This is a genomic window from Paraburkholderia phenazinium (genome assembly GCF_900141745.1).
Classification (GTDB): domain Bacteria; phylum Pseudomonadota; class Gammaproteobacteria; order Burkholderiales; family Burkholderiaceae; genus Paraburkholderia; species Paraburkholderia phenazinium_B.
Genome location: NZ_FSRM01000002.1, coordinates 1,042,682 through 1,069,482 on the forward strand (window position 1 = coordinate 1,042,682; position 26,801 = coordinate 1,069,482).

Annotated in this window: 20 protein-coding genes; 13 read left to right on the forward strand and 7 right to left on the reverse strand. The window is 60.5% G+C overall.

Features of this window, described 5'->3' with window-relative positions; translation table 11 throughout:
- Positions 1-158 precede the first annotated feature (158 nt).
- The 7 genes from BUS06_RS24795 (at position 159) to BUS06_RS24825 (ending at position 9,007) form a co-directional block, all read left to right on the forward strand.
- Positions 159-1,688, forward strand: coding sequence for a UxaA family hydrolase (locus BUS06_RS24795; RefSeq protein ID WP_143787734.1), 1,530 nt, complete (start codon positions 159-161; stop codon positions 1,686-1,688).
- Between the two features lie 99 nt (positions 1,689-1,787).
- Positions 1,788-3,074: an MFS transporter gene (locus BUS06_RS24800; protein WP_074269272.1), complete on the forward strand. Its 1,287-nt coding sequence runs from the start codon at positions 1,788-1,790 to the stop codon at positions 3,072-3,074.
- Positions 3,046-3,828, forward strand: coding sequence for a 4-hydroxy-2-oxoheptanedioate aldolase (gene hpaI, locus BUS06_RS24805; RefSeq protein ID WP_074267059.1), 783 nt, complete (start codon positions 3,046-3,048; stop codon positions 3,826-3,828). Before BUS06_RS24800 ends, hpaI begins: the two co-directional genes overlap by 29 nt.
- Before the next feature lie 112 nt (positions 3,829-3,940).
- Positions 3,941-5,254 (forward strand): MFS transporter, encoded by a 1,314-nt coding sequence (locus tag BUS06_RS24810; RefSeq protein ID WP_083611584.1) that lies wholly within the window; start codon positions 3,941-3,943, stop codon positions 5,252-5,254.
- On the forward strand, positions 5,251-6,309 hold the full coding sequence (locus BUS06_RS24815; RefSeq protein ID WP_254368952.1) for a cyclase family protein: 1,059 nt from the start codon (positions 5,251-5,253) through the stop codon (positions 6,307-6,309). The genes BUS06_RS24810 and BUS06_RS24815 overlap by 4 nt, the downstream gene beginning before the upstream one ends.
- Positions 6,310-6,437: 128 nt before the next feature.
- Positions 6,438-7,520, forward strand: a complete 1,083-nt coding sequence (locus tag BUS06_RS24820) for a tartrate dehydrogenase (RefSeq protein ID WP_074267061.1) — start codon at positions 6,438-6,440, stop codon at positions 7,518-7,520.
- A 14-nt stretch (positions 7,521-7,534) separates the two neighbouring features.
- Positions 7,535-9,007 carry an NAD-dependent succinate-semialdehyde dehydrogenase gene (locus BUS06_RS24825; protein WP_074267062.1) on the forward strand — a complete coding sequence of 491 codons (1,473 nt, stop codon included), beginning with the start codon at positions 7,535-7,537 and terminating at the stop codon, positions 9,005-9,007.
- A gap of 82 nt (positions 9,008-9,089) precedes the next feature.
- Here BUS06_RS24825 and BUS06_RS24830 read toward each other — a convergent pair whose 3' ends face one another.
- Together BUS06_RS24830 and metE are read right to left on the reverse strand one after the other, a co-directional pair.
- Positions 9,090-10,373 (reverse strand): cystathionine gamma-synthase family protein, encoded by a 1,284-nt coding sequence (locus BUS06_RS24830; protein ID WP_074267063.1) that lies wholly within the window; start codon positions 10,371-10,373, stop codon positions 9,090-9,092.
- 226 nt (positions 10,374-10,599) lie between these two features.
- Positions 10,600-12,891, reverse strand: a complete 2,292-nt coding sequence (gene metE, locus BUS06_RS24835; protein WP_074267064.1) for a 5-methyltetrahydropteroyltriglutamate--homocysteine S-methyltransferase — start codon at positions 12,889-12,891, stop codon at positions 10,600-10,602.
- Between the two features lie 109 nt (positions 12,892-13,000).
- On the opposite strand from metE, the gene BUS06_RS24840 reads away from it, so the two are divergent.
- The 6 genes from BUS06_RS24840 (at position 13,001) to BUS06_RS24865 (ending at position 20,892) form a co-directional block, all read left to right on the forward strand.
- Positions 13,001-13,915 carry a LysR family transcriptional regulator gene (locus BUS06_RS24840; RefSeq protein WP_074267065.1) on the forward strand — a complete coding sequence of 305 codons (915 nt, stop codon included), beginning with the start codon at positions 13,001-13,003 and terminating at the stop codon, positions 13,913-13,915.
- 33 nt (positions 13,916-13,948) lie between these two features.
- Positions 13,949-15,220: an HD domain-containing protein gene (locus tag BUS06_RS24845; RefSeq protein ID WP_167379429.1), complete on the forward strand. Its 1,272-nt coding sequence runs from the start codon at positions 13,949-13,951 to the stop codon at positions 15,218-15,220.
- Between the two features lie 154 nt (positions 15,221-15,374).
- Positions 15,375-16,772, forward strand: a complete 1,398-nt coding sequence (locus BUS06_RS24850; RefSeq protein WP_074267067.1) for a glutamine synthetase family protein — start codon at positions 15,375-15,377, stop codon at positions 16,770-16,772.
- Positions 16,773-16,796: 24 nt separating this feature from the next.
- On the forward strand, positions 16,797-18,188 hold the full coding sequence (locus BUS06_RS24855) for an aldehyde dehydrogenase family protein (RefSeq protein ID WP_074269274.1): 1,392 nt from the start codon (positions 16,797-16,799) through the stop codon (positions 18,186-18,188).
- 24 nt (positions 18,189-18,212) lie between these two features.
- The gene (locus BUS06_RS24860) at positions 18,213-19,376 is read left to right on the forward strand and encodes an iron-containing alcohol dehydrogenase (RefSeq protein ID WP_074267068.1); all 1,164 of its coding nucleotides are present in this window, start codon (positions 18,213-18,215) and stop codon (positions 19,374-19,376) included.
- 37 nt (positions 19,377-19,413) lie between these two features.
- Positions 19,414-20,892, forward strand: a complete 1,479-nt coding sequence (locus tag BUS06_RS24865) for a M81 family metallopeptidase (RefSeq protein WP_074269275.1) — start codon at positions 19,414-19,416, stop codon at positions 20,890-20,892.
- A gap of 2 nt (positions 20,893-20,894) precedes the next feature.
- On the opposite strand, the gene BUS06_RS24870 is transcribed toward BUS06_RS24865, so the two are convergent.
- The 5 genes from BUS06_RS24870 to BUS06_RS24890 form a co-directional block, all read right to left on the reverse strand.
- Positions 20,895-21,866 (reverse strand): LysR family transcriptional regulator, encoded by a 972-nt coding sequence (locus BUS06_RS24870; RefSeq protein ID WP_074267069.1) that lies wholly within the window; start codon positions 21,864-21,866, stop codon positions 20,895-20,897.
- Between the two features lie 197 nt (positions 21,867-22,063).
- A complete protein-coding gene (locus BUS06_RS24875; protein WP_074267070.1) occupies positions 22,064-23,038 on the reverse strand; it encodes a substrate-binding domain-containing protein in 975 nt (324 codons plus the stop codon).
- Between the two features lie 74 nt (positions 23,039-23,112).
- Positions 23,113-24,144, reverse strand: a complete 1,032-nt coding sequence (locus BUS06_RS24880; RefSeq protein WP_074267071.1) for an ABC transporter permease — start codon at positions 24,142-24,144, stop codon at positions 23,113-23,115.
- A complete protein-coding gene (locus tag BUS06_RS24885; RefSeq protein WP_074267072.1) occupies positions 24,141-25,661 on the reverse strand; it encodes a sugar ABC transporter ATP-binding protein in 1,521 nt (506 codons plus the stop codon). Before BUS06_RS24885 ends, BUS06_RS24880 begins: the two co-directional genes overlap by 4 nt.
- A 217-nt stretch (positions 25,662-25,878) precedes the next feature.
- Entirely contained in the window at positions 25,879-26,760 is an 882-nt protein-coding gene (locus tag BUS06_RS24890) for an aldo/keto reductase family oxidoreductase (RefSeq protein ID WP_074267073.1), read from the reverse strand.
- Between the last annotated feature and the right edge of the window lie 41 nt (positions 26,761-26,801).

Genomic DNA, 26,801 nt, shown 5'->3' on the forward strand with positions numbered 1-26,801 from the left:
GCCCGAAAAAAGTTGCTGGTAATTGTCTCAAAAGCATACTACCATGCGCCCTATGTTACCGGTTACATAAACCGGTAACATTTGTCCGAAGATAAGCGGAACAGGTGCCGCAGGACTTGCAGAGACAGGAGACGTGTATGTCGCAGGCTGGTGAGATGATGGTGAACGAGCCGCTAATCCGGCTTAACGCCGCGGACAATGTGCTGATCGCGCGCGAGGCGTTGTCCATCGGGCAACAGCTTTCCATTGGCGATGCGGCCATCCGCATGCGCGCCCAGGTTGCCGCGGGTCATAAAGTGGCGGCGCAACATATTCCGCGGGGCGCGGCCATCCGCAAATACGACACCATCATTGGCCGGGCCGCTCGCGACATCGAGGCGGGTGATCACGTCCATACGCACAACGTCGAGTTGATCGATTTCGAACGCGATCCGGGTTTCTGCCTGGATGTGCGTCCCGTCGAGTACATTGCAGAAGCCGAACGGGCAACCTTCAACGGTATCGTGCGACCCGATGGGCGCGTCGCCACGCGCAACTTCATCGGCATTCTGGCCTCGGTCAACTGCTCTTCTACCGTCATCAAGAATATCGCCGCGTGGTTTACGCCTGAGCGGCTCGCACGTTACCCGAATGTCGACGGCGTGGTCGCGTTTGCGCAGACCAGCGGCTGCGGGATGTCTTCGCCTAGCGAACACTTCGATGTCTTGCGCCGCACGCTCGCCGGCTATGCGCGTCATCCGAATCTTGGCGGCGTGCTGATCGTCGGGCTAGGCTGCGAACGCAATCAGGTCGGCGCCTTGCTCGAATCGCAGGGGCTTCAGGCCGGTGCCGCGGTCCACACGCTGGTCATGCAGGACGAGGGCGGCACCCGTGCGACGATCGCGGCAGGGATCGCTGCCATAGAGCAGATGCTGCCGGCCGCGAACGATATTCGCCGCAGTCCGGTGCCCGCGAGTCACATCAAGATCGGTCTGGAATGCGGCGGCTCCGACGGCTTTTCCGGCATCACGGCGAACCCGGCCCTGGGCGCGGCGATGGATATTCTGGTGCGCCACGGCGGCACCGCGATCCTTTCCGAAACCCCCGAAATTCATGGTGTCGAATACATGCTGACGCGCCGCGCGGTGACGCCGGAGGTCGGCCAGAAACTGCTCGACCGGCTTACGTGGTGGGAGCAGTACACGCGCGGCCAGAATGGCCAGTTCAATGGCGTCGTAGGACCGGGTAATCAGCAAGGCGGACTTGCCAACATCTTCGAGAAATCGCTTGGTTCCGCGATGAAAGGCGGGACGACGCCGCTGCAGGCCGTCTACGAATACGCCGAGCCGATCGATCGCGCCGGCTTCGTCTTCATGGACTCGCCCGGCTACGACCCCGTCGCGGTGACCGGGCAGATCGCCAGCGGTGCAAACCTGATCTGCTTCACGACCGGCCGCGGCTCCATGTTCGGTTCGAAGCCCGCGCCCACGATCAAGCTCGCAAGCAACACGCCGATGTTCGAGCGGCTGCGCGACGACATGGATATCAACTGCGGACTGATCCTCGATGGCGAACGCTCAGTCGAAGAAATGGGCGAGGACATCTTCCAGCACATCCTGCGGGCCGCATCGGGCGAACGTACCCGCAGCGAACTGCTCGGCCTGGGCGATCACGAGTTTGTGCCCTGGCACATGGGCATCGTGAGCTGAAGCGCCGCCTCGCACCAACAACAAAATCGGAGACAGAGATTGAGCCAAGCGTTGCAACAGGAGCCCCGCAGCAAAGTGCGCTGGGTGGTGGCCGGCCTGATGTGGTCAGCCATTGCGATCAACTACATTGACCGGACGGTGCTATCCGCCGCGGCACCCCATCTTCAGTCCGAGTTCCATCTTGGCGCCATGGAGATGGGCATCGTGATGTCGGCGTTCTTCTGGTCCTACGCGCTGCTGCAACTGCCCGCAGGCATGCTTGCCGACCGATTCGGGCAGAAGATCGTACTGGGCATGGCCGTATTCTGGTGGTCGCTCGCGACGGCCGTGACCGGACTCGCCAGCGGTTTCAAATCGCTCGTGGCGCTGAGGGTGATGCTGGGTGTGGGCGAAGCGGGCTCCTATCCGAGCAATGCGGGCATCGCGACGCGGTGGTTTCCGCGCCAGGAGCGCGCCACCGTCGCGGGCATCTTCGATAGCGGATCGAAGCTTGGCGGCGCCATCGCGCTTCCGTTGATTGCCTGGCTGCTGGCGGTCTTCGACTGGAAAGTCACGTTTGCGATTACCGGCGCGCTTGGGCTGGTCTGGTGCGTGGTCTGGGTGTTGGTGTTCAAGAACTCGCCGGCCGATCATCGGCGTGTCAGCGCATCCGAACTCGCCTACATTCGCGCCGATGAAGAAGCGCCGCGCCAGAACGGTGCCGCGCTTGCCGATGTTCCCTGGTACCGACTGTTCGCACACCGGAACATCTGGGCCATGTGTATCGGCTTCTTCATGATCAACTACAACTCTTACTTCTTCATCACGTGGTTGCCGACGTACCTCGTCAAGGAACGCGGCATGAGCATGATGGAAATGGGCTTCATGGCTTCGTTGCCGCTCATTCTTTCGATGGTCGTCGAGATCTTCGCAGGCTGGGCCTCGGATCGCGTATATGCCTCGGGACGGCTCTCGCTCACGGCAACCCGCAAACTGTTTCTCATCATCGGCCTGTTGATGGCCTCGAGCATCGGCTTCGCGGCGTTCGCCGCGTCACCTTTGGTGGCTGTCGCGTTGCTCTGCGTGGCGAAATCAGGCACGACCGTCGCTGCATCCCAGGTCTGGGCACTGCCCGGAGATGTCGCGCCACGCAACATGGTGTCACGCGTTGCGGGTATCCAGAACACCGTTTCGAACATGGGCGGCGTAGTCGGCCCGGTTGTCACGGGTGCGATCGTGGGTTCAACCGGTTCCTTCGTTGCGGCATTGCTGTTCTCGTCGGCGCTGATCGTGATTGCAATGCTCAACTATCTGTTCCTGCTCGGCAAAGTGGAACCCATCCAGTTCAATCAAGTCCCCATGGAGGCTAGAAATCGTGATGAACGCAACGTCGACGTCCGTGCTTAATCCGTTCAAGACGGCGCTCGCAAACGGCCAGGAGCAGATCGGCTTCTGGCTTTCGATGGCCGATTCCTATCTGGCCGAAGTCAGCGCGACCGCTGGCTTTGAATGGCTGTTGATCGACGCAGAGCACGCTCCGAACGACGTGCGCAGCATTCTTGGGCAATTGCAGGCCGTTGCGCCTTATCGCGCCGAACCCGTCGTGCGTCCTGTGAACGCCGATCCGGCGTTGCTCAAGCGCTTGCTCGATATCGGCGCGCGCAACCTGCTGATTCCGATGATCGATACCGCCGATCAGGCTCGCGCGAGCGTCGCCGCTGTGCGCTATCCGCCGCACGGAATTCGTGGCGTGGGCAGTGCGGTGGGACGTGCGTCGCGCTGGAGCTCGCGTGCCGACTATCTGGACATTGCGGACAGCGAAATCTGTCTGCTCGTGCAAGCGGAGACCGTCACGGCGCTCGAGAATCTACAGGCGATCTGCGAGGTCGACGGTGTCGATGGTGTATTCATCGGCCCGGCGGATCTGGCAGCGTCGATGGGATATCGCGGCAAGCCCACTCATCCGGAGGTACAGAAGGCGATCGAGGGGGCGATTCGCACCATCGTCGCTTCGGGTAAGGCAGCCGGCACGTTGACATCGGACCAGACACTCGCGCGCCGCTATCTCGAGCTTGGCTGCACATTCGTCGCGACCGGTGTGGACATTCTCATGTTCGCGAACGCGGCTCGCAAGCTTGCCCGGGAATTCATCGAGCAATGAACCATGGCGCACGGACCCGGCAAGCATAAGCATGGGCGGTGCAAACCAGAGCGATAAAAGCGGGGCGTAAGCCCCGTATCACGTCGGACTTTGACCCATCAGGAGACAATCCATGCCCCACAACGCAATGGAGCCCGCTACCTTCGCGGAAGGGGCGACACATTCGAATGCAGCTTTGCTCAGGAAGCATTGGCACATTATTTTCGCCGCGACAGCAGGCTGGGCGCTCGACGCGTTCGACTTCACCATCCTTCTGTTTCTGATTCCGCATCTGCGCACGGTGTTCGACGTGGGTCTGCCTGCGATGGCGTTCATCGTCACCGCCACGGGTTTCGCCAAGATCGCTGGCACGATTGGGTGGGGACTCGCTGCCGATCGCTTTGGCCGAAAGTTCGCGTTTATGGCTGCCGTACTGTGGTTTTCGTGCGCCGCCGGCTTGAGTGGGCTCGCATGGAGCTATGCGTCGTTCATGGCGTTACGCATCCTGTTTGGCCTCGGGTTCGGCGGTGAATGGACGGCCTCCGTATCGCTGTTGATGGAGACCGTACCCGAAAAAATCCGTCCGCTTGCCTCCGGCATCATGGTCGCGGGCTACGAGTTCGGCTACATGCTGGCGGCACTCTCGTTCCATTTTTTGTTTCCGGTGCTCGGCTGGCGCTGGATGTTTTTTATCGGCGTAGTGCCTGCACTGCTTACGCTTTTCCTGCGTCGTAACGTCAAGGAATCGGACGACTGGGTGCGTCAGCAGCAACACAAAAAGGAAGGTCGAAAGTTCAAGCCGTTCGTATTCAATCCTGCTGTCGCGCAGGCCTGGGCGTTTTCGGCAGGCATCAACTTCATGCTTTGGGCCGTACAGGTGCTTTATCCGACGTTCCTGCTCACGACTCAACATCTGGACTCGGGTTCGATATTTCCTTTTATCGTGGCTTATTCGGTCGGCTCGGTGATTGGCAAGCCGCTTTCAGGTTATGCGGCGAGCCGTTTCGGCGAGCGCTTGACCATCATTGTCTTCATGACGATCGTGATTCCGTCCACGGTCCTCTACACGCTTGTTTCCGATCACTTTCAGCTGGGTGCCGGCGCATTTCTGATGGGCATGTTCGCGAACGGACTATTCGGCATCCTGCCGCTCTATCAGGCGCGGCGCTTCCCGGTCGCAGCTCGGGCAACTGGCATCGGCATTAGCTACGCGATGACTTCGGTGAGCGTGGCTGCGCCCTACGTGATCGCGCTTGTGACGCCGTCGCTCGGACTCAGATTTTCGATGGCGTCGTTTATCGCCGCAGGGGCGTTGTTGATCATCGCCATCAGTGTCTTCAATACGTCGCGCTGGATGCCCGACGAGGAAGTTGGTCCAGAGACCCGGTCAGGTCGGGATGGTGCCGACGAAGACGCGAGGTTTGCCATAGGAGATGTAGTGAGATGATGCGGTCAAGCAGTGCCCGGCGGTGGAATCAACGGCCGGAGGATTCAAACTGGGGCGACTTCGGTCCCGACGATCAACTTGGACGGCTCAATCTGCTGACGCCAGAGAAGGTCCTCCAGGGCATACGAGAAGTCAGTGAAGGTCGCGTTTTCTGTCTGAGTTTGCCGCTCGACTGTCCGGGCGGGACGGCGCTTAATCCGCGCCGCCAACCGCCCCGCATCGAGCCGACGCGGCGTGGCAGCCGCCCGAACATGACGTACCCGCTGTCACGCGATAACCCTCATCTACTGGATGTCATCTGCGACGACACGGTCCATCTGGCGCTCCAGTACTCGACGCAGTGGGACAGCCTCGCGCATATGGGGCAGTGGTTTGATCTCATGGGCGATGGTGTGCCGGAAATGGTCTTCTATAACGGCTTTCGCGCGGGAGAGGATATCGTCGGGCCGATCGATTACCGGAATGGTAACGAACGTGTCGTGGAGCATCCTGTGGGTGCGAAGCGCCTCGGGATCGAAAACATGGCTGCGACGGGTGTGCAAGGACGCGGCGTCATGATCGACCTCAAGCGTCATTTCGGCACGAAGAAGGTCGCTGTTGGTTACGCCGAGTTGAGCGAAGCGATGGACGCTCAAGGCGTGGATGTCGAGCCAGGCGACATGGTCTGTCTGCGTACCGGTACGGATGAGGCGTTGATCGAAATGGCCGGCAATCCCGACATGAGCCGCCTGAACCAAAGTTTCGCTGCGCTCGACGGCCGGGACGAGAAATTGCGCGACTGGATTGTCGAATCCGAAGTGGTAGCGCTGATCTCGGACAACGCCGCTGTGGAGATGTTGCCGCCCAAAGCCACTGAAAGTGATCGGTATGCCTCGCATCCGTTGCATGATCTCTGTCTGTTCCGGCTGGGCGTGTATCTCGGCGAACTGTGGCATCTGAGCGAACTTGCCGACTGGTTGCACGCAAACGGACGCAGCCGGTTTCTGCTTACCGCACCGCCGCTGCGTTTGCCGGGCGCAGTGGGCTCCCCAGTGACGCCTGTGGCCACCGTGTAGGGCAGCTGGCTGCGTGATTCTCGCGTTAGAGCGAAAATGAATCCCGAGGCCCCATCTTTTGAAAGAGAAACCTGCGCAATTCGCCGGGTCGCTCAATGGACCATTCGTTATCTGCAGAGGAGAGTCACATGAACAAGCCGTACCGCATCGCCGTCATCCCCGGAGATGGCATTGGCAAGGAAGTGATGCCGGAGGGGTTGCGCGCGCTGGAAGCCGTCAGCAAAAAATTCGGTATCGCGCTGGAATTCAAGCACATCGAATGGGCAAGCTGCGACTACTACGCGAGGCATGGTCAGATGATGCCAGACGACTGGAAAGCGCAACTGCAGCCCATGGATGCGATCCTGTTCGGTGCGGTCGGCTGGCCGGAGACGGTGCCTGACCATATCTCGCTGTGGGGATCGCTGCTGAAGTTCCGGCGCGAATTTGATCAGTACATCAACCTGCGTCCCGCGCGTCTCTTTGCCGGCGTGCCTTCACCGCTCGCAGGGCGCAAGGCAGGCGACATCGATTTCTGGATCGTGCGCGAGAACACCGAGGGGGAGTATTCGTCGGTGGGCGGCGTGATGTTCGAAGGCACGGACCGTGAGTTCGTGCTGCAGGAGTCCGTGTTCACGCGTCACGGCAGCGAGCGCGTCCTGAAGTTCGCATTCGACCTCGCGCAACGGCGCGAACGCAAGAAGATCACCGTCGCGACGAAGAGCAACGGCATCGCGATCAGCATGCCGTGGTGGGACAAATGCGCCGCCGGCATCGCGGCGCAGTATCCGGATGTGACGTGGGACAAGCAGCACATCGACATTCTCTGCGCGCGCTTCGTGCTGAATCCGGACCGCTTCGACGTGGTCGTGGCGACCAATCTGTTCGGCGACATACTGTCCGATCTCGGTCCCGCGTGTACGGGGACGATCGGCCTCGCGCCCTCGGCGAACATGAATCCCGAACGCAAGTTTCCTTCGTTGTTCGAACCGGTTCACGGCTCGGCGCCCGATATCTTCGGCAAGAACATCGCCAATCCGATCGCGATGGTCTGGTCGGCGGCGATGATGCTCGACTTCCTCGGCAACCACCAGGGGGCCGAGCGTGAGGCTCACGATGCGATGCTCGCCGCGATCGAGGCGGTGCTCAAGGAAGGTCCGCTTACTGGCGATCTCGGTGGCCGGGCTAACACCACGGAAGTGGGCAAGGCGATTGCCGAACGGCTCGCCTGAACAAGGAGATTTCGATGGCAACGAAATTTGAACTGAGCGACCTGATCCGCACCGAGCATTTTATCGACGGCCAATGGGTCGCTTCTATTGGCGGCAAGTGCTTCGACGTGACGAACCCGGCGACGGGCGAGGTGATCGCCACTATCGCTGATGGCGGTGAGGCCGACGCCCGCGCCGCTACCGACGCCGCCGCGCGTGCGTTCCCCGCATGGCACGATGCCCTGCCGAAGGATCGCGCGGCCGTGTTGCACCGCTGGCACGCGTTGATGCTCGAGAACGCCGACGTGCTTGGCCGCCTGATCTCGCTCGAGCAGGGCAAGCCGTTCGCGGAAGGGCGTGGCGAAGTGCTGTACGGCGCATCGTATGTCGCGTGGTTCGCGGATGAAGCGACGCGCATCTACGGCGATCTGATTCCGCAACAGCAGCGCGGCAAGCGGATGAGCGCGGTGAAGGAGCCGGTTGGCGTGGTCGCGGCCATCACGCCGTGGAATTTTCCGCTCGCGATGATCGCGCGCAAGATTGCGCCTGCACTTGCTGTGGGATGCACGGTGGTTGGCAAGCCCGCCGAGGACACGCCGCTCACCGCCCTCGCACTCGTGATGCTGGCACACGAAGCGGGCGTGCCGCCCGGCGTGCTTAACCTGATTGCTTCATCGCGCGAGAGTGCGGTACCTGCGGTGGCGGATTGGCTGCACGATGGCCGCGTGCGCAAGATTACCTTCACGGGTTCGACGCCAGTTGGCAAGTATCTGGCGCGCGAATCGGCCGAGACGCTCAAGAAGCTCTCGCTTGAGCTGGGGGGCAACGCACCGTTCATCGTGTTCGACGATGCAGACCTCAACGCCGCGGTCGATGGCTTGCTCGTGTCGAAGTTTCGCAATGGTGGCCAGACGTGTGTATGCCCGAACCGGGTGTACGTGCAGACGTCGGTGTACGAGAAGTTCGGCGATATGCTCGCCAAACGCGTCGCCGCGCTGAAGGTCGCGCCGGCCACCGACTCCGCCGCGCAGATCGGTCCGATGATCAACGCACGTGCTGTCGACAAGATCGCACGTCACGTCGACGATGCCGTTTCGAAAGGCGCACGCGCCCTCACCGGTGGGAAGCGCCTCACGGCGTTGGGTCCGAACTACTACGCACCTACCGTTCTCGCCGATGCCACCAGCGAGATGCAATTGAGCTGCGAGGAAACCTTTGGCCCCGTCGTACCGCTGTTCCGTTTCGAGGATGAAGCAGAAGCGATCCACGCGGCCAACGACACGCCGTTTGGGCTCGCATCGTACTTCTACAGTCAGGATGTGCGCCGCATTGACCGCGTCTCAAGACAGCTGGAAGCGGGGATCGTCGGCATCAACGAGGGCGCGATTTCGAGCGAGGCCGCGCCGTTTGGTGGCGTTAAAGAATCGGGCTATGGCCGCGAAGGGTCGAAGTATGGTCTCGATGACTATCTGTCGATCAAGTATCTCTGCCAGGGTGGGCTTGATTAACTAATGGCATTCTTCGGTTCTGGCCCGTAGCAGGTGCCAGAACCGAAGCCCAACGACGCTCCGCAGCCGTGCGCTGCGCGACTCAGCAGTGTTCCAGCGCGTAAGACAGATCGGCGATCAGATCGTCAGGATGCTCCAATCCAACGGACATGCGAATCAATCCCTCCGACACGCCTGCCTTGGCGCGTGCCTCTGCTGGCACGCCGGAATGTGTTGTGGAAGCGCGATGACAAATCAGCGACTCCGTGCCGCCCAGGCTCACCGCCGACTTGAACAGACTCAAACCGTTGATGAGTTTGAACGCCTGCTCGCGACCGCCGTTGAGCACGAAGGCAAACGTCGATCCAGGTCCGCTGCACTGACGCTGATAAACCGCCTGGTAGGTCGGATCTTCAATCAGTTCGGGATGCAAAACTTTCACCGGATGATACGGATTACTCGCGAGCCATCGCGCGACTGCGCTGCCGCTGCGCGCGGCCTGCTCCATGCGCAGCACGAGGGTTTCCATGGAACGTGTGATCATCCATGACGAATGCGGATCGAGTTGCGAGCCCAACGCGCTGCGGATCGAGCGCACCTTCGTGATCAGACTACGGCTACCGGTAACACCGCCCGCGACCAGATCGCTATGACCGCCGATGTACTTCGTCAGCGAATACACGTTGAGGTCGATACCTTGCTTCACCGGCTTCTGATACAACGGCCCTAGAAGCGTGTTGTCGCAAACCGAAAGCGGACGATAGCCGTGGCGCGTTTCGAACGCGTCGATCTCGCGACGCAGTCCTTCAAGGTCGAACAATGCGTTGGTCGGGTTGGCCGGCGTCTCGATGTAGCACATTCGCACGTTGCCCTTTTTCGCCGCGGTTTCGAGTGCGTCGCGAATCGCCTCGACCGAAAGACCATCCTCGATCACTTGCGAAGTGATACCCCATTCAGGCAGAAACTTTGAAATCAGCGTTTCAGTCCCGCCATAAAGCGGCACGGACTGAACCACACAATCGCCCGGTCGCAGAAATGCCAGCAGAATTGCTGCAATCGCAGACATGCCGCTCGACGTCACGACAGCGGACTCCGAGCCATCGAGCAACGCTAGTCGATCTTCGACAATCTCGAGATTCGGGTGATTGAAGCGGCTATAGACGAGGCCCGCGCTTTCGCCTTCGGGCGAAGGCTTGCGGCCTGAGACCATATCGAAGAAGTCGGCGCCGTCCTCGGCAGTGCGGAACGCAAACGTCGACGTCAGGAACACGGGCGGCTTAACCGATCCTTCCGAAAGGAACGGATCGTAGCCATACGACATCATCTGGGTTTCTGGGTGCAGATCGCGATCGGCGATCTTGCGCTTGTGATAGTTGCCATAGGCCATGCTTTGCTCCATGTGATGTCGTAGGGAAGGTAGAACGGTGGTTGCTGTCCCAGCGCGCATTTCGCCGAAAGAGGATCGCTCTTTTTGGCTTGCGCGTGATCATGCTACTCCATGGCGGCGATTTGTAGCGAGGAGCGTGCCTGTAAACGACGGCCGGCCACCCGAAGGTGGCCGGTTTCGGTTTCCCCGCCGTTCAAACATGGCGTGGATTCAAAAAAAGGAGCCCTTAGGCAGAAGCGCGCAGCTTCTTCGCCGCTGCCACCATGTTGGTCAGCGCCGGAATGACTTCTTCCCACTGACGCGTCTTCAGACCGCAATCCGGATTCACCCACAGGCGTTGCGGCGAAATGCGCTCCGCTGCCTTCTTCATCAGTTGAACGATGTGTTCTTCGGTCGGGATGTTGGGCGAGTGAATGTCGTACACGCCCGGGCCGATTTCGTTCGGGTAGTTGAAGTTGTCGAAGGCGTCCAGCAGTTCCATGTCCGAGCGCGAGGTTTCGATCGTGATCACGTCGGCGTCCATATCGGCGATGGACGAGATGATGTCGTTGAACTCCGAATAGCACATATGGGTGTGGATTTGCGTTTCGTCATCCACACCATTGGCGGTGATACGGAACGATGCTACTGCCCAGTCGAGATATTCACCCCATTGCGATTTACGCAGCGGCAAGCCTTCGCGCAGAGCTGCTTCGTCGATCTGGATCACGCGCACGCCGGCCTTTTCGAGGTCCAGCACTTCTTCGCGGATCGCCAGAGCCAACTGATAGCACGACACCGAACGCGGCTGGTCGTCACGCACGAAGGACCAGTTCAGGATCGTGACCGGGCCGGTCAGCATGCCCTTCATCGGCTTGCTGGTGAGCGACTGCGCGTACTTGATCCACTCGACCGTCATGGCCTTTGGACGGCTGATGTCGCCGAACAGGATAGGCGGCTTCACGCAACGCGAGCCATACGACTGCACCCAGCCGAACTGGCTGAACGCGTAGCCGTCGAGCTGCTCGCCGAAGTATTCGACCATGTCATTACGCTCGGCTTCGCCGTGCACCAGCACGTCCAGACCCAGAGCTTCCTGCTCGCGCACGCTACGTTCGATTTCGGTGCGCATCGCAAGCTTGTAACCGGCTTCGTCCAATGCGCCGCTCTTGAACTGGCTGCGCGCATGGCGGATCGTGCCGGTCTGCGGGAACGAGCCGATCGTCGTGGTCGGGTAAGCGGGCAGGTTCAGCAACGCGGCTTGCTTGTCAGCGCGTGCCGGATAGGCGTTCTTGCGCTGGCCCAGGGCCGGATTGATCTTCGCTAGGGCAGCTTTGACAGCGGGGTTGTTCACGCGCGGCGATGCGCGGCGGGCGGCAATCGCGGCACCGTTAGCCGCCAGCTCTGCTTTCACAGCGTCGCGACCGTTGTTCAGCGCGGTAGCCAGCACCTTCAGTTCGCCCAGCTTTTGCAGCGCGAAGGCGAGCCACGAGCGGACTTCCGCATCCAGCTTCTGTTCGCTTGCCAGGTCCACCGGCACGTGCAGCAGCGAGCACGACGGTGCGATCCACAGGCGCTCGCCCAGTTGCTTCGCGACCGGCTCGAGCCAGTCCAGCACGCTGTTGAGGTCCGTCTTCCAGATGTTGCGGCCGTTGATCACGCCGAGCGACAGCACGCGGTCCTGCGGCAGTTGTGCGATCACAGCGTCGACTTCGGTGCGCGCATTGATCGCATCCAGATGCAGGCCTTGCACCGGCAGCTTCACAGCCAGCGAGAGGTTGTCGAGCAACTGGCCGAAGTACGTCGCCAGCAGCAGCTTGACCTTGCTGTTTGCGAGAGCCTGGTAGGCGGTGACATACGCTTGCTGCCATTCAGCAGACAGTTCGGTCACGAGAATCGGCTCGTCGATCTGCACCCATTCGACACCTTGCGCTACCAGCGTGGCGAGCAGTTCAGCGTAGACTGGCAGCAGACGCGGCAGCAAGGCCAGCTTGTCGGAATCGTCTTTGGCCTTGCCGATTGCCAGATAGGTCACGGGGCCGATGATCACCGGCTTGGCCTTGACGCCTTGTGCCTTGGCTTCGCCCAGTTGTTCGAGCAGACGCGATGCATCCAGCTTGAATTCGGTGCTGGCGCTGAACTCGGGGACGATGTAGTGATAGTTGGTGTCGAACCACTTGGTCATTTCACCGGCGGCAACACCACCGCAGCAGGCGGCGTGGTCTTCGGCACCCTTTGCCGAACGGCCGCGGGCGACGCGGAAGTAGTTGTCGAGGGTATCGCCATGGAAGCCTTGCACCCGTTCCGGCAGGTTGCCGAGGGTGAAGCTCATGTCCAGCACCTGATCGTAAAAGGCGAAATCGCCGACGGCCGCAAAGCCTAGGCCGGTCTGGTTCGTCCAGTGACGCTCGCGCAACTGCGCGCCCAGTGCCTTCAGTTCGCCGAGCGAGGACTCGCCTTTCCAGTAGGACTCGAGCGCGAACTTCAGTTCGCGCTTTGCGCCGATACGAGGAAAGCCTAGATTGTGTGTCGTTGCCATCGTGTCGCCTTGATTCGGTCGGTTGCGGATCGGAGCATCCTAACGAAGGCGTCTTATGAAGTAAAATGGTGATAATTCACCTAACCATTAGTTTCGCTCATGTGCAATCATGCTTGAGAGAGTTCATCTGGCCATCGTCCAGGCCGTGGACAAGCACGGCTCACTGACCGCCGCGGCGGAGATCCTGTGCGTGACGCAGTCGGCACTGAGCCACTCCATGAAGAAACTGGAACAGCAGCTGGGGACGGATATCTGGTTGCGCGAGGGGCGTGGCCTGCGTTTGACCCAGGCCGGTCAATACCTGCTTGCGGTAGCTAACCGCCTGCTGCCGCAACTGGATCTCGCCGAGGAGCGCCTCAAGCAGTACGCACAGGGCGAGCGGGGCGCGCTGCGTATCGGCATGGAGTGTCATCCCTGCTATCAGTGGCTGCTCAAGGTGGTCTCGCCCTACCTCGCGCGCTGGCCGGACGTGGATGTGGACGTCAAACAGAAATTCCAGTTCGGCGGGATTGGCGCGTTGTTCGGCTATGAGATCGACCTGCTCGTGACGCCGGATCCGCTCTACAAGCCGGGTTTGCGTTTCGAACCGGTGTTCGACTATGAGCAGGTGTTGGTGGTGAATCGCGAGCATCCGCTTGCCAACGTCGAGTATGTGAAGCCGGAGCAGTTGACGCGAGAAGTGCTGGTGACTTACCCGGTAGAGACCGACCGGCTCGACATCTATAATCAGTTTTTGATGCCGGCAGGTGTCACGCCGCGTCGCCATAAGGCGATCGAGACCACCGACATCATGCTGCAGATGGTGGAAAGCGGCAGGGGCGTCGCGGCGCTGCCGCGCTGGCTGGTGGAAGAATATGCCGGCAAGATGAGTCTTGTCCCGGTGCGGCTTGGGCGGAAAGGCATCGCCAAGCAGATTTTCCTGGGCGTCCGCGAAACCGACATTGAAATCGATTACCTCAAGGCCTTTATCGAGCTGGCGCGCATGCCGGCGGTGGCCTTGACTGAAACACAGGACACGCCATGACACAGTCTCCCGAACGCACCGCGCTCTATGCACATGCTGCTACGCGACCCCATCCACGGTGATATCGAACTCGGCAGCCTCGAGACCGCGATTCTCGATCTGCCGGTGATGCAGCGGCTGCGCGGCATCAAGCAGCTTGGTACGGCGCACCTGGTTTATCCCGGAGCGCTGCATACGCGCTTCGATCATTCCGTCGGCGTCTGCGCGGTAGCGCATCGTATCGTGGCGAGTCTGCGTCGCTCGGGGCTGCAGGTTCCCGCCGAACTGGAAGATGCGATTGGCGTTGCCGCGTTGCTCCACGACGTCACGCATGTGCCGTTCGGCCACACACTGGAAGACGAGCGCCGGCTCTTCGCGCGGCACGACAAAGGCTCGCGCCTCGCGGACATGTTCGCGGGCGAGCTTGGACATGCATTGGACGGCCTGGGCATTCGCGATGCCGTGGGCAGTCTGCTTGGCCTGCCATCGCCTGAAAGTGTGCCTCATTGGGCAAAAGACATTGTCTCGGGCAGCATCGACGCCGACCTGCTCGACTATCTCCGCCGCGACAGCTTCTTTGCTGGCCTGTCCCACGATTACGATGACCGGATCTTCCGCTGCTTCGCCGAGCACGACAACCGTCTCGTGATCCGACTCGCCAAGCATGGCATGGACCGTTCCGACGCCCGTTCGGAAATCATCGGCGTGCTCCGGCTGCGCTACTTCCTGACCGAGCGTGTCTACTACCACCACACCAAGGTCGTGGCGGGCGCGATGATTTCGAAATCGGTGGAGATCGCGCTCGATCATGGCGTACTCGTCGAAAGCGATCTGCTTGAACTTAACGACTGGACATTGCTGGACCGTCTGGCGCGTTGCGGTATCGCGGATGCCGCCGCCCTCGCGCGCCGCACGTTGAATCGCGATCTGCTCAAACGCGGCTACGTGGTCTCTGGCCGCAGCGTGCCGCCCGCACTGCGAAAGGATTGGGTGGCGCGGTATCACGTGTCGCACACGCAGCGCGCGCAAACCGAGAGGGAGCTGGCAGAGAAACTGGGCGTGCCTTTCGCGGACGTCGTGTTGTACTGTCCGGCATTGACCGCCATGAAGGAAGCCGCCGTGCCCGTCGAAACCAGTCGCGGCCTCGAGCTTCTGAACGACGCCGGCAGCGGCACCACCACGGAAATATGCGCACTGCAGGACCGGTATGCAGACCTCTGGCGCTTCTACGTATTCGTTCCGGCAGAGGCGGTCGGGCGCGCCGCGCCGATTGCCTCTGAGATGTTCCAGACGCCGTGCGAACTCCACATTGCAGCCCGCGTTTGAGAAAAACGCCGCTCGCATGTGACCTCACAGCGCCGAGCATTACCGCAGCCGATCATCGCCATAAAGAATAACGATTGTTGTTGATCTGGAATTTTCTCGTTTCTAGGATGGGTCACCGTAACAAGTACAAGCCGGCAACGCGGGGAGACTGAATATGGACGCGCAGGTGAAGCCAGAACGAGCAATCAGGACAGTAGACGATGCGATTCGCCTGGTGGAGGCGAGCCGGCTGACGCATATCAAGGTCGGTTTATCCGACGTCGACGGCATTCTGCGCGGCAAATATCTGCGGAAGGATAAATTCCTCGGGGCCCTGCGTTCAGGTTTCGCATTCTGCAATGTCGTACTGGGCTGGGACGTGGATGACCAGATGTACGACAACACGAAGTATACGGGCTGGCACACCGCTTATCCGGATGCTCTGGTGCGCATCGTGCCGGAGAGCTGCCGGCGTTTGCCGCTTGAACAGGGCGACGGCGAAGACATGTTGTTTTTCCTGTGCGAATTCGTAGAGGATGCCGAAGCAATCTGCCCGCGAGGCTTGCTGAAGCGCGTATTGAAGCGCGCAGCGGATATGGGCTTCGAAGCTTTTTCTGCACTCGAATATGAATTCTTCATGTTCGACGAGACGCCGCATTCGGCGCGTGAAAAAAATTATCGTGGCCTTAAAAACTGGACGCCTGGCAACTTTGGTTATTCGGTTTTGCGCAGCACGGTTGAGGGCGATTTCTACCGGCAATTGCTCGATTTGTGCGAGCAGATGGATATGCCGATCGAGGGCCTGCATACCGAAACCGGTCCAGGCGTGCTGGAGGCCGCCCTCGCGGTGGACAACGCGTCCGATATGGCGGACAAGGCCATCCTGTTCAAGACTTTTACCAAGGCGCTGGCCCAGAAGAACAATCTGATGGCCACCTTCATGGCGAAATGGTCGCACGACCATCCGGGACAGAGCGGTCATATCCACGTCTCGTTGCGTGAGATCGGTACTGGCAAGTCGGTGTTCCACGACGCAGGTCGTCCTTACAACATGAGCGCGAAGCAGGCCAATTTTATGGCCGGCGTGCAGCGCTATCTGCCCGAATTCATGTCGATGTTCGCGCAAACCGTGAATAGTTATTCGCGTCTGGTGCCGGGCTACTGGGCCCCGCTCGATGCAACCTGGGGTGTGGAAAATCGAACCACGGCGTTGCGGCTGATCCCGGGCTCGGAGAAATCGCAGCGCGTTGAAGTCCGCATCGGTTCAGCCGACGCGAATCCCTATATCGCGCTGGCAGCCGCGTTGGGCGCTGGTTTGCGTGGTATCGAGCAAGGCCTGGAGCCAGAACCGATCGTCCAGGGCAACGCTTATACGCAAGAGTTTCCAGCCCATCTGAGATTGCCCAACACCCTGTGGGATGCCGCACAGCGACTGCGCAATTCCGAAGCCGCGAAGACCTTGTTTGGCGAAGCGTTCGTCGAGCACTTTGTCGCCACTCGCGAATGGGAAGAGCGGCAGTTCCGTCGGCATGTGACCGATTGGGAGTTGGCACGTTACTTCGAGATTATCTGAGTCCAGGAATCCAGGCCCACCATGATGAAAGATGAGTTGATTACCATTAGCCCGATTGACGGCAGCGAATTCGTGCGCCGCCCTTATGCGAGCGAGTCGCAGATCGGGGAAACGCTGCAGCGTGCGCAGCTTGCCCAGAAGGCATGGGCTGCGACGCCGCTCTCGGAGCGGCTGGCACTCGTTGGCCGTGCTATAGATCACTTTGTCGAGAACAAGGCAGCTATCGCCGAAGCGATTACCCGACAGATGGGACGTCCGCTACGCTACACCGCCGGTGAGGTAGACGGCTTCGCCGGGCGGGCGCGTCATATGATGGCGATTGCAGAAGATTCATTGAAGCCCGTTCAGGTGGAACCGCAAGCCGGCTTTACGCGGTTTATTTCGCGTGAACCGGTTGGCGTAGTGTTGACTATCGCGCCGTGGAATTACCCTTTGCTGACGGCGGTCAACAGTATTGTGCCGGCCCTGCTCGCAGGCAACACGGTCATTCTTAAGCACTCCGACCAGACGCCGTTGTGTGCCGAACTGATCCATCAAGCCTTTGTTCAGGCCGGGGCACCCGAAGGTGTATTCCAGTATCTGCATGTCGACCATGAACGTGTGCGTCGCTTGATACGCTCGAACGAGATCGGCTTTGTCTGCTTCACCGGTTCAGTTAGCGGCGGTCGGATCGTCGAGGAAGCGGCAGCAGGGCGCTTTATTGGCGTTGGGCTGGAGTTGGGCGGTAACGATCCGGCCTATGTGCGAAGCGACGCCAAGCTTGATCATGCAGTGGAGACGCTCGTCGACGGGGCCTTCTTCAATTCAGGCCAGTCGTGCTGCGGCATCCAGAGAATCTATGTGGCTCAGCCTCTGTACAAGGATTTTGTCGAGCGTGCGGTGGCGCTGACGAACCAATATGTATTGGGTAATCCGCTCGATGCGCAAACCACGTTGGGTCCAGTGGTGCGAACGTCGGCAGCGGATGGGGTGCGTTCAGTGATCGCCGAAGCACTCGCCAAAGGCGCCAAAAATCTGATCGCCGAAAGCCAGTTCGGCATGTCGCGCACTGGTACGCCGTATGTGGCGCCGGGTGTGTTCGTGGATGTCGATCACAGCATGACGCTGATGAACGACGAATGTTTCGGCCCGGTGGTGGGCATCATGCCGGTGTCGGGAGATGATCAGGCTATCGAACTGATGAACGACAGCCCCTACGGTTTGACCGCAGCTGTATTCACCACCGACGAAGAAGCCGCGCTATCGATCGGTCGGCGCGTCGAAACGGGTACGTTCTTTATGAACCGCTGCGACTATCTCGACCCGGCGCTCGCCTGGACCGGCGTGAAGAACACGGGCCGTGGTGCGACGTTGTCGGCGGTCGGTTACGAGCACCTGACGCGACCCAAATCTTTTCATCTGAAAACCGGCCTCTGACCGAGACCTTCGAAGGAATTTCGTATGTCACTTCCCTCCGTGAACTGGAATTACCCGACTGCGGTGAAGGTCGGTGCTGGCCGTGTGCGCGAATTGCCGCAATGGTGTGAGAGCCTCGGCATGCGCCGGCCGCTTCTGATCACCGATCCGGGCCTGGCGGCGTTGCCGCTCATCGGTAGCGTGCTCGATCACTGCCGGTCCGCCGGTCTCGAATGCGGGCTGTTTCACGATATCAAGGGCAATCCGACCGGCAAGAATGTCGATGATGGCGTGGCGATCTTCAAGGCCGGCGGCCATGACGGTGTGATCGCCTTCGGCGGCGGCTCGGCCCTCGACGCGGCTAAGGCCGTAGCGCTGATGGTTGGGCAAGAACGTCCGCTGTGGGATTTCGAGGACGTCGGCGATAACTATCTGCGCGTCAACGTGGCCGGTATGGCGCCGGTGGTGGCGGTGCCGACTACTGCCGGAACCGGTTCGGAAGTGGGACGCGCCTCGGTGATCACCGACGACCACGCCCACGTGAAGCGGATCATCTTTCACGCGAAGATGTTGCCTGCGGTCGTTATTCTCGACCCCGAACTGACAGTTGGTCTGCCTGCAAAGCTGACGGCAGCGACTGGCATGGATGCGCTCTCGCATAACCTCGAAGCCTACTGCTCGCCGTTTTATCATCCGATGGCCACGGGCATCGCGCTCGAGGGTATTCGTTTGATCAAGCAGTATCTGCCGCGTGCGGTCAAGGATGGCCACGATCTCGAAGCGCGCTTGCAGATGCTGGTGGCGTCGAGCATGGGCGCTACGGCGTTTCAGCGTGGTCTCGGCGCAATGCATGCGCTGGCCCATCCGCTCGGTGCGTTATATGACGCTCACCATGGCATGCTGAACGCCATTCTGATGCCGTATGTGCTCAAGGCCAATGAGGCCGTCATCGCCGAGCGGATTGAATTGTTGGCGCGCTACCTTGAACTGGCGCAACCGTCGTTTGCATCGTTCCTCGACTGGGTGTTGGCGATGCGCGAATCGCTGGGCATTCCCCATACGCTGAGTGAGATCGGCATCGGTGCGCAAGACGCGGCGAAGGTGGGCGAAATGGCGGTGGTCGACGGGTCCGCCGGGACTAACCCGATTCAGTTTAGTGCTGCAGACTACAGTCGCATTTTTGTAGCGGCTCTAGAAGGCATGTTGTAACGCTAGTCGCAACGAGTCGGTGTTATTGGGGGATGGCGTGGCAAGAATCGGGATTGGCGGCTTTCTACACGAGACGAATACCTTCGCCGCCAGCCGCGCGCGCTTCGCTACCTTCGTCGAAGCGGACGCGTGGCCCGGTTTGCTGGTTGGCGAGGAGATGTTCGGCGCGGTCTCGGGCGTGAATCTGGCAATCGACGGTTTTATCCGCGCTGCGCGGACCTCACATGAACTGGTGCCGCTATTGTGGGCTTCGGCAAATCCAAGCGGCCCGGTAACGGAAGACGCATTCGAAGCGATTGCCTTCATGCTCGACCGGATGATCCGCGATGCGGGTCCGCTAGATGCGCTGTTCCTCGATCTGCACGGCGCGATGGTGAGTGAACATCTGGAGGACGGCGAGGGCGAGTTGCTCCGGCGCTTGAGGCAAAGAGTCGGCGCCGCGCTTCCGATCGTCGTCGCGCTCGATTTCCACGCCAACATCACGCCTGCCATGTTCGAACATACGAGCGGCCTGCTGGCATACCGCAGCTACCCGCATGTGGATATGGCGCAGACCGGGCAGCGTGCGCGGGAGTTAATGGACCGGTTGCTCGGCGGCAGAGTGCTGCACAAGGGCTACCGCCAATTGCCCTTCCTGATTCCCATGCCTTGGCAAAGTACCTTGGCTGAACCGATGCGCAGTCTGGTTGCGCTCGGTGATTCGCTGGCATCGGAACAGGTTTTTTCTGCCGAGTTTGTGCCGGGCTTTCCACTTGCCGATATTTATCACAGTGGACCGAGCGTGATCGCGTATGGTCACGATCGCATGGCGGTCGAGCGCGCGGTCGAATCGTTGACGCAAGCTGTTCTCGCGAGGCAGGCCGACTTCGGTGGCCGTTTATATTCGCCGACTGACGCGGTTGCGTATGCGATTGAGCAGGGACTACGTGGGGAAGCCGGCACCATCATCCTGGCCGATACCCAGGACAATCCTGGCGGCGGGGGGAGTGGCGATACGACCGATATCCTTCACGAACTGTTGCGTCAAAACGCGCAACGGGTTTGCGTCGGCGTAGTGTGCGACGCGGGATTTGCCGAAGCGGCGACGTACGCTGGTGTTGGCGCTGTGATCGAGGTCCCGCTCGGCGCAGCGAATGGCATCGGGGCGCCGCCGCTGCAGGTGCCGTTTGAGGTGCTTGCGCTGGGAACGGGCCGTTTCACCGGCACAGGACCGTTCTACCTTGGCTGTCATATGGATCTCGGGCCGATGGCTCGGGTGCGTTGCGGTGGCCCCCTGGGCATCGAGGTCGTGGTATCGAGCCGCAAACAGCAAGCTGCCGATCGCGCCATGTTCCGCCATCTCGGCGCTGATCCGGCTGATTATCGCATTCTGGTTCTAAAGAGCTCGGTTCATTTCCGGGCCGATTTCGGTGAGCTTGCGGACGAAATTCTGGTGGTGGCCGCGCCCGGCGCCAATGCTGCAGACTTGCGTCAGTTACGCTACGAAAAACTGAGGCCCGGCGTCACGCTGCTTTAAAGTCAGCCCAACACGATAGACGGCAGCAACCACGGCGCGTTGGCCTCGATGATTGGCAAGAAGCGATCCTTTAGCAACTGCACGCTGTCCTGAGCGAGTTGCTGCGGTAGCAGGCCTAGATCGTCTTGACGAGCAACCATGGTGAGTTCGCGAAAGAACTCCTCTCCGGGAACTGGCGCCAGGCGAAACGCCTGGGAGAACTGCCTATCTGCGGTCAGCCCCGATTGCAGCAAACACAGTGGCGTCGTGATGGTCCAGCCGGCATTGGCCATCACGAGAGACATGATCGCGAACGTGTTGTCGAGTTGCAGACGCACGGGTGGCCGAAATCCCCATTTTTCCAGCTGCGTTTCGATACTTCGGCCTATTACGCTGGTATTGCTGTAGCGAATGAAGTCGTCTCTGACCTGCAGGCTGCGCAAAGAAGGAACCGCTCCTTTGAAATTGCTGGGCAACACCAGAACAAAGGGCTCACGCAGAATGCGCTGGCGGTACAGCGAAGGGTTTTTCGACACCACGTCATCGGAGATGATGATGTCGACCTTTCGCGCGAGCAACGCTTCGGCATGCTGATGCGATAGACCGGTCACCATCGACCAGTTGGCGGTGCGTTGCCGTATTGCGGCCAGCAACTCGGCGCCGATGCTGGTGGCCATGGAATCGACCAGTGCGATGCGAATGTGTTTGAGCGGTTCGCCGTGGGGCTTGTGGAACTCCTGACTCAAATGCCTGGCGTCGTCCAGCAGCGTAAGCGCGCGGTTATAAAACTGACGACCCACGGGTGTGAGCATCGGGGGACGCTGCGAGCGATCCAGCAATTGCAGATTGAGCGCCTGCTCCAGGTTCGATAACGTTTGAGAGACGGAGGACTGTGTGATTTTGAGCCGCTGACCGGCAGCCGTCATGCCGCCGGATTCGACGATAAGCACGAAGACCTCGAGCGCCTTCAGATCGAAATTGATTCCATTTTGCATAAGACCGGCTGAATCGCCACGGGGAGTGGTCAGGAGCGGGTGAGGGGCGTGACGCTTCCAGGTAGTGTACCCGCCGTTAGCGATGGTAGAGAAATGTGGAACCTAAAGCGTGAAAAAAATGGATGTCCTTTGATCGCCTTGCCGTGCTGCAACAAGGCGATCGATCTCGGAGTGCATCATTCAGACTAAAGCCGGAACTAAAACTGCTCCTTGCCGAAAAGCGACTTCGCATTGTTCTGGTCGATACGCTGGGTCGGCACCGTGACATTGCGTGGCACCTCGGTCGCGCAGTCGATCAGGATCTTCTTGGCAAGTTCGAGCGCCTGCGCGGCTCCCGTGGGATAGGTGTAAGTCGCAGCCCATTGACCGTCCGCGACCGCGCGGATGCCGCCTGACGGCCCCGGCAAACCATCCGTGCCGATGATCTTCACCTGATCGGTCTTGCCAGCTTGCTTCGCTGCGATATATGCCCCCGCTGCCGCGAGATCGTTGCTGGTGTACACCAGCTTGATGTCCGGATGCGATTGCAGCATGGCGGAGAAGACGGTCACAGCCTGGTCTTCCATCCAGTCTACGGGCTGCACCGCGACGAGCTTGATCTTGGGATTCGCGGCAATGCCAGCCTTGAATCCTTCGAGTCGCTCAATGGCGGGCGACGAACTCGGCAGACCTTCGAGAATCGCCGCTTCGCCACCATCGGGCAGTAACGTCTTCGCTGCCCACTCGCCCGCTTCTTTCGCGATCTGACGGTTGTCCCCGCCCACGAAAGCTGTGTAGTTGTCGCCCGTGGTCTTGCGGTCGAGTTCGATCACGGGCACGCCGGACTTGTAGACGGCTGTTACGGCAGGCGTGAGCGGCGCGGCCTCGAACGGCGAAATCATCAGCAGATCGACGTGCTGGGTCTGGAAGTTCTCGACCTGCGACACCTGCGTGTTCACGCTGGCCTGTCCGTCCGCGATCACGAGCTTGAACTTCGGGTAGTTCTTCACGAGGCGCTCGAGCTCGTGATTGACGTGCTCGCGATACGGCTCCTTGAAGTTGGCCTGGCTAAAGCCGATCACGTAATCGTTATTCGGCCCGCACTCTTTCGCGAGCGGCGTACCCGCAGCCCACGCGCCGGAGGCGACAGCCGCGCCGGCAACAAGCAAAGTCGTCTGCAGAAGTGTTTTCATGTGTCCGTCTCCAAATCGTTTTGAAAGATGCCGGACGCAACCCCGATCTTCGCCGCCGGGAGCCGCGCGAGAGACTACCTCTTCGAACCTCCGCGGCCGACGACGTAGGTTTGCAGTGCTGCGGCGATCACGATGATTGCGCCCGTCGCGAGAAGCTGCATGGCGGCACTGACGTCATTGAGCTGCAGGATATTGGCTAGCGCCCCCAGCATGATGGCGCCTGCAATCGTGCCGATCATCGAACCGGCACCGCCGAACAGGTCGGTGCCGCCGATCACGACGGCGGCGATCGCGTTGAGCTCATAGCCCAAGCCGTCGTTAGGGCTACCGAATGAAAACTGTCCCGCGTGAACGATGCCGGCAATCGCGGAGGCGAAACCGGTCAGTGCGTAGACCGAGATCTTGATCGCACTGACCGGAATGCCGGACAGACGCGCCGCCTTCTCATTGCCGCCGACAGCGACGACATAGCGCCCATAACGCGTGTTGTTAAGCAGGAACGCAGCGATGACCGCGAGCACCACGAACACCAGCGTAGCAACAGGGAAAACACCGCCGATTCTCTCGCCGAGCACCCCGAAGGCCGGTGGCGCGTTGCCAGGGCCCACGCCATATTGGATGTTGATGAAAGCGTTATTGGAGGCGATCAAAGCGAAACCGCGCGCTGCCTGCAGACCGGCGAGCGTGACGATAAACGCCTGAATGCGAAACGCGGTAGAGATGGCTCCCTGAATGGCGCCGAATATCACCCCCGTCACGACGACCAGTGACAGCGTGCTCCAGAGCCCCCAGCCCTGGTTGATAAACAAGGTCGCGGTCAATACAGAGCAGAGTCCGAGCACCGCGCCAACGGAGAGATCGATGCCGGCCGCGATAATCACGAACGTCATGCCGAGCGCAAGAATGCCGGTTTCGGAGATCGACCGGATGATATTGGCGATGTTGTCGGGCGCAAGAAACAGGATGTGGCCGTGCCTGCGCGGCGAACAGATAATGCCGGCGGCCATCACGAGTATGAGTCCCAGCAGGCTCTGAAACCGGACTAGATAAGTGAGCAGGCCACGCGGACGGTCTCCGGCCGTGGTGGATGTCGGTGTCGTGCTCATGCGGCCAGTCCCTCCCCTTCACTGACGCGCCGGATCGCCTCTTCGCTGGGATTCGGGCCGAATTCCTGAATCGTCTGCCCCGCGTGCATCACAATGATCTTGTCGCACAGGCCGATCAGCTCCGGCAGTTCCGAAGACGCCACCAGCACGCCAAGCCCCTGTTCCGCGAGGCTGCGCAAGCGCCGGTAGATTTCAGCCTTGGCGCCGACGTCGACGCCGCGAGTCGGTTCGTCGAGCAGCAGCAAGCCCGGATCGCTCATCAGTTCCTTGGCGAACACGACCTTCTGCTGGTTGCCGCCCGAGAGGTTGACGACCTTGGCTTCGGGGCGCCGCGGACGTACGTCGTAGTCTTCAAGGGCGCGGATCACCTCGCGCCGTTCGAGTGCACGTGAGACGAGGCCAAAGGGCGTGACGCGCTTTAGCGTCGACATTACTGTGTTCTGCGCGACGGTGTGATTGAGGATCAGTCCGGTGCCGCGCCGGTCGTCAGTGACATAAGCAATTCCCGCCTGACGGGCGGCCTTGATATGGCCGAGTGCAGTTGGCCGGCCACGCACTTCGACGAGTCCACGCCAATGTCCGCTTGTGCCGAAGCCGTACAGGGTCGACAGGAGTTCCGTACGTCCCGCTCCCATGATGCCCGCGAGACCGACAATCTCGCCTTCGTGGACGGTCAGCGAAACATCGCGCGGCACCTGCCAGCCGACACGCGGGATGTTGGACTCGAAGGCAGCGTGTTCGAGTCGCAGGATCGGTGCCCCTATCTTTTCTGAGCGCGGTGGGAACAGATCTGAGAACGGGCGCCCGACGAGAAGCTGGACAAGCGTAGCTTGCGGCGCGTCCGGGGCAGTCGTGCCGACCACGGCGCCGTCGCGCATCACCGTCACGCGGTGCGCGATGCGCGTCACCTCCTCAAGCCGGTGAGAGATATAAACGATCCCGACGCCGCGTTCGGATAGCTCTTTCACGACGGAGAAGAGATGGTCCGCTTCGACGGCCGACAAAGCGGCGGTGGGTTCATCCATGATGAGGATGCGTGCATTGGCCGACAAGGCTTTGGCGATCGCGACAAGCTGGCGCTCGCCCATCCGCAGGCTCGAAACCGGCAGACTGGCATCCAGCGACACGCCTGCATGAGCCAGCAGATCCTGCGCTTTGCGCCGCATGGCGGCGCCGGCCAGCACGCCCCAACGGGTCATCTCGTTGCCGAGGAACAGATTGCCCGCGATGTCGAGGCCCGGAACCAGATCGAGTTCCTGCGGGATCATGGCGATTCCCGCAGCATGGGCGTCGCGAGGGCTCGCGAAGTTCAGCGGATTTCCGTCGAGTTTGATGACACCTGCATCGGGCCGAACTGCGCCCGACAATACCCCCATCAACGTGGATTTGCCCGCGCCGTTTTCGCCGAGCAGAACGTGCACCTCGCCGGCCGCGACGTCGAAATCGACCCCCTTCAGCGCATGAACACCGCCGAAGCGTTTGCGGATTCCCAGTAATTCCAGGTGGCAAGCCGTCATGGCATGCCGGCGCGAGCTTGACGTACGGGCATACGCAGGTTCTTTTCCGGTGTAGGCGGGCGTCCCCAACGCAGGGGTTCGTTAATTCCTTACTTCCCCAACAAGCCTACGAAAAGCTAAGCGCTCCTACAAGCGCTTGCTTCTCGATACTTACCCTGATATTTGGCAAATGCCCCGGTTGTCCGAGGCATTGCGTTCAGTTCATTAAACCCTGCGCTTAATGCGCCCCGCTTACCTGACGGATCGTGTCCAGTTCAGCGAGCACCGTTTCGGACAGCTTCAACTGCCCCGCCTGCAGGTTTTCTCGCAGATGCCCGACCGACGAAGTACCCGGAATCAGCAGAATGTTAGGCGAACGATGCAAGAGCCACGCGAGCGCGACCTGCATTGGCGTTGCACCAATCGATTCCGCGACCTTGGACAACCCCGACGACTGAATCGGCGTGAATCCGCCAAGCGGGAAGAACGGCACGTACGCGATGCCCTTGGCGGCGAGTTCGTCGACCAGCGCGTCGTCTTCGCGCTGCACGAGGTTGTAATGGTTCTGCACGCAGACAATCTCCGCGATGCCCTGCGCCTCGGCAACCTGCGTCGAGGTCACGTTGCTCAGCCCGATGTGGCGAACCAGGCCTTGACGCTGAAGTCCGGCCAATGCTTCGACCTCCCTGGCAATCGAACCTTCCGCAGGACCGTGGATCTTGCCCATGATCCGCATATTGACGACCTCGAGCGTGTCGAGACCCAGATTGCGAAGGTTATCGTGGACGCCGCGTTCGATATCTTTCGGGTCGGTTGCTGCTAGCCAGGCACCGTCGTCGCCACGAACCGCGCCCACCTTGGTGACGATGACGAGATCGTCGGGATAAGGGTGAAGCGCTTCGCGAATGATCTGGTTGGTGACATGCGGCCCGTAGAAATCGCTCGTATCGATGTGGTCGACGCCCGACGCAATGGCTTCGCGAAGCACCGCGATGGCCGCGTCACGATCCTTCGGGGGACCAAATACGTTGGGGCCCGCAAGCTGCATGGCGCCGTAGCCCATCCGTTTTACGGTGCGGCCGGCAAGCTTAAAAGTGTCTACAAGGGTAGGTGTAGTCATAACGCCCTCCTTTGGCGAGTGATGGGACGCAGTATGGTCGT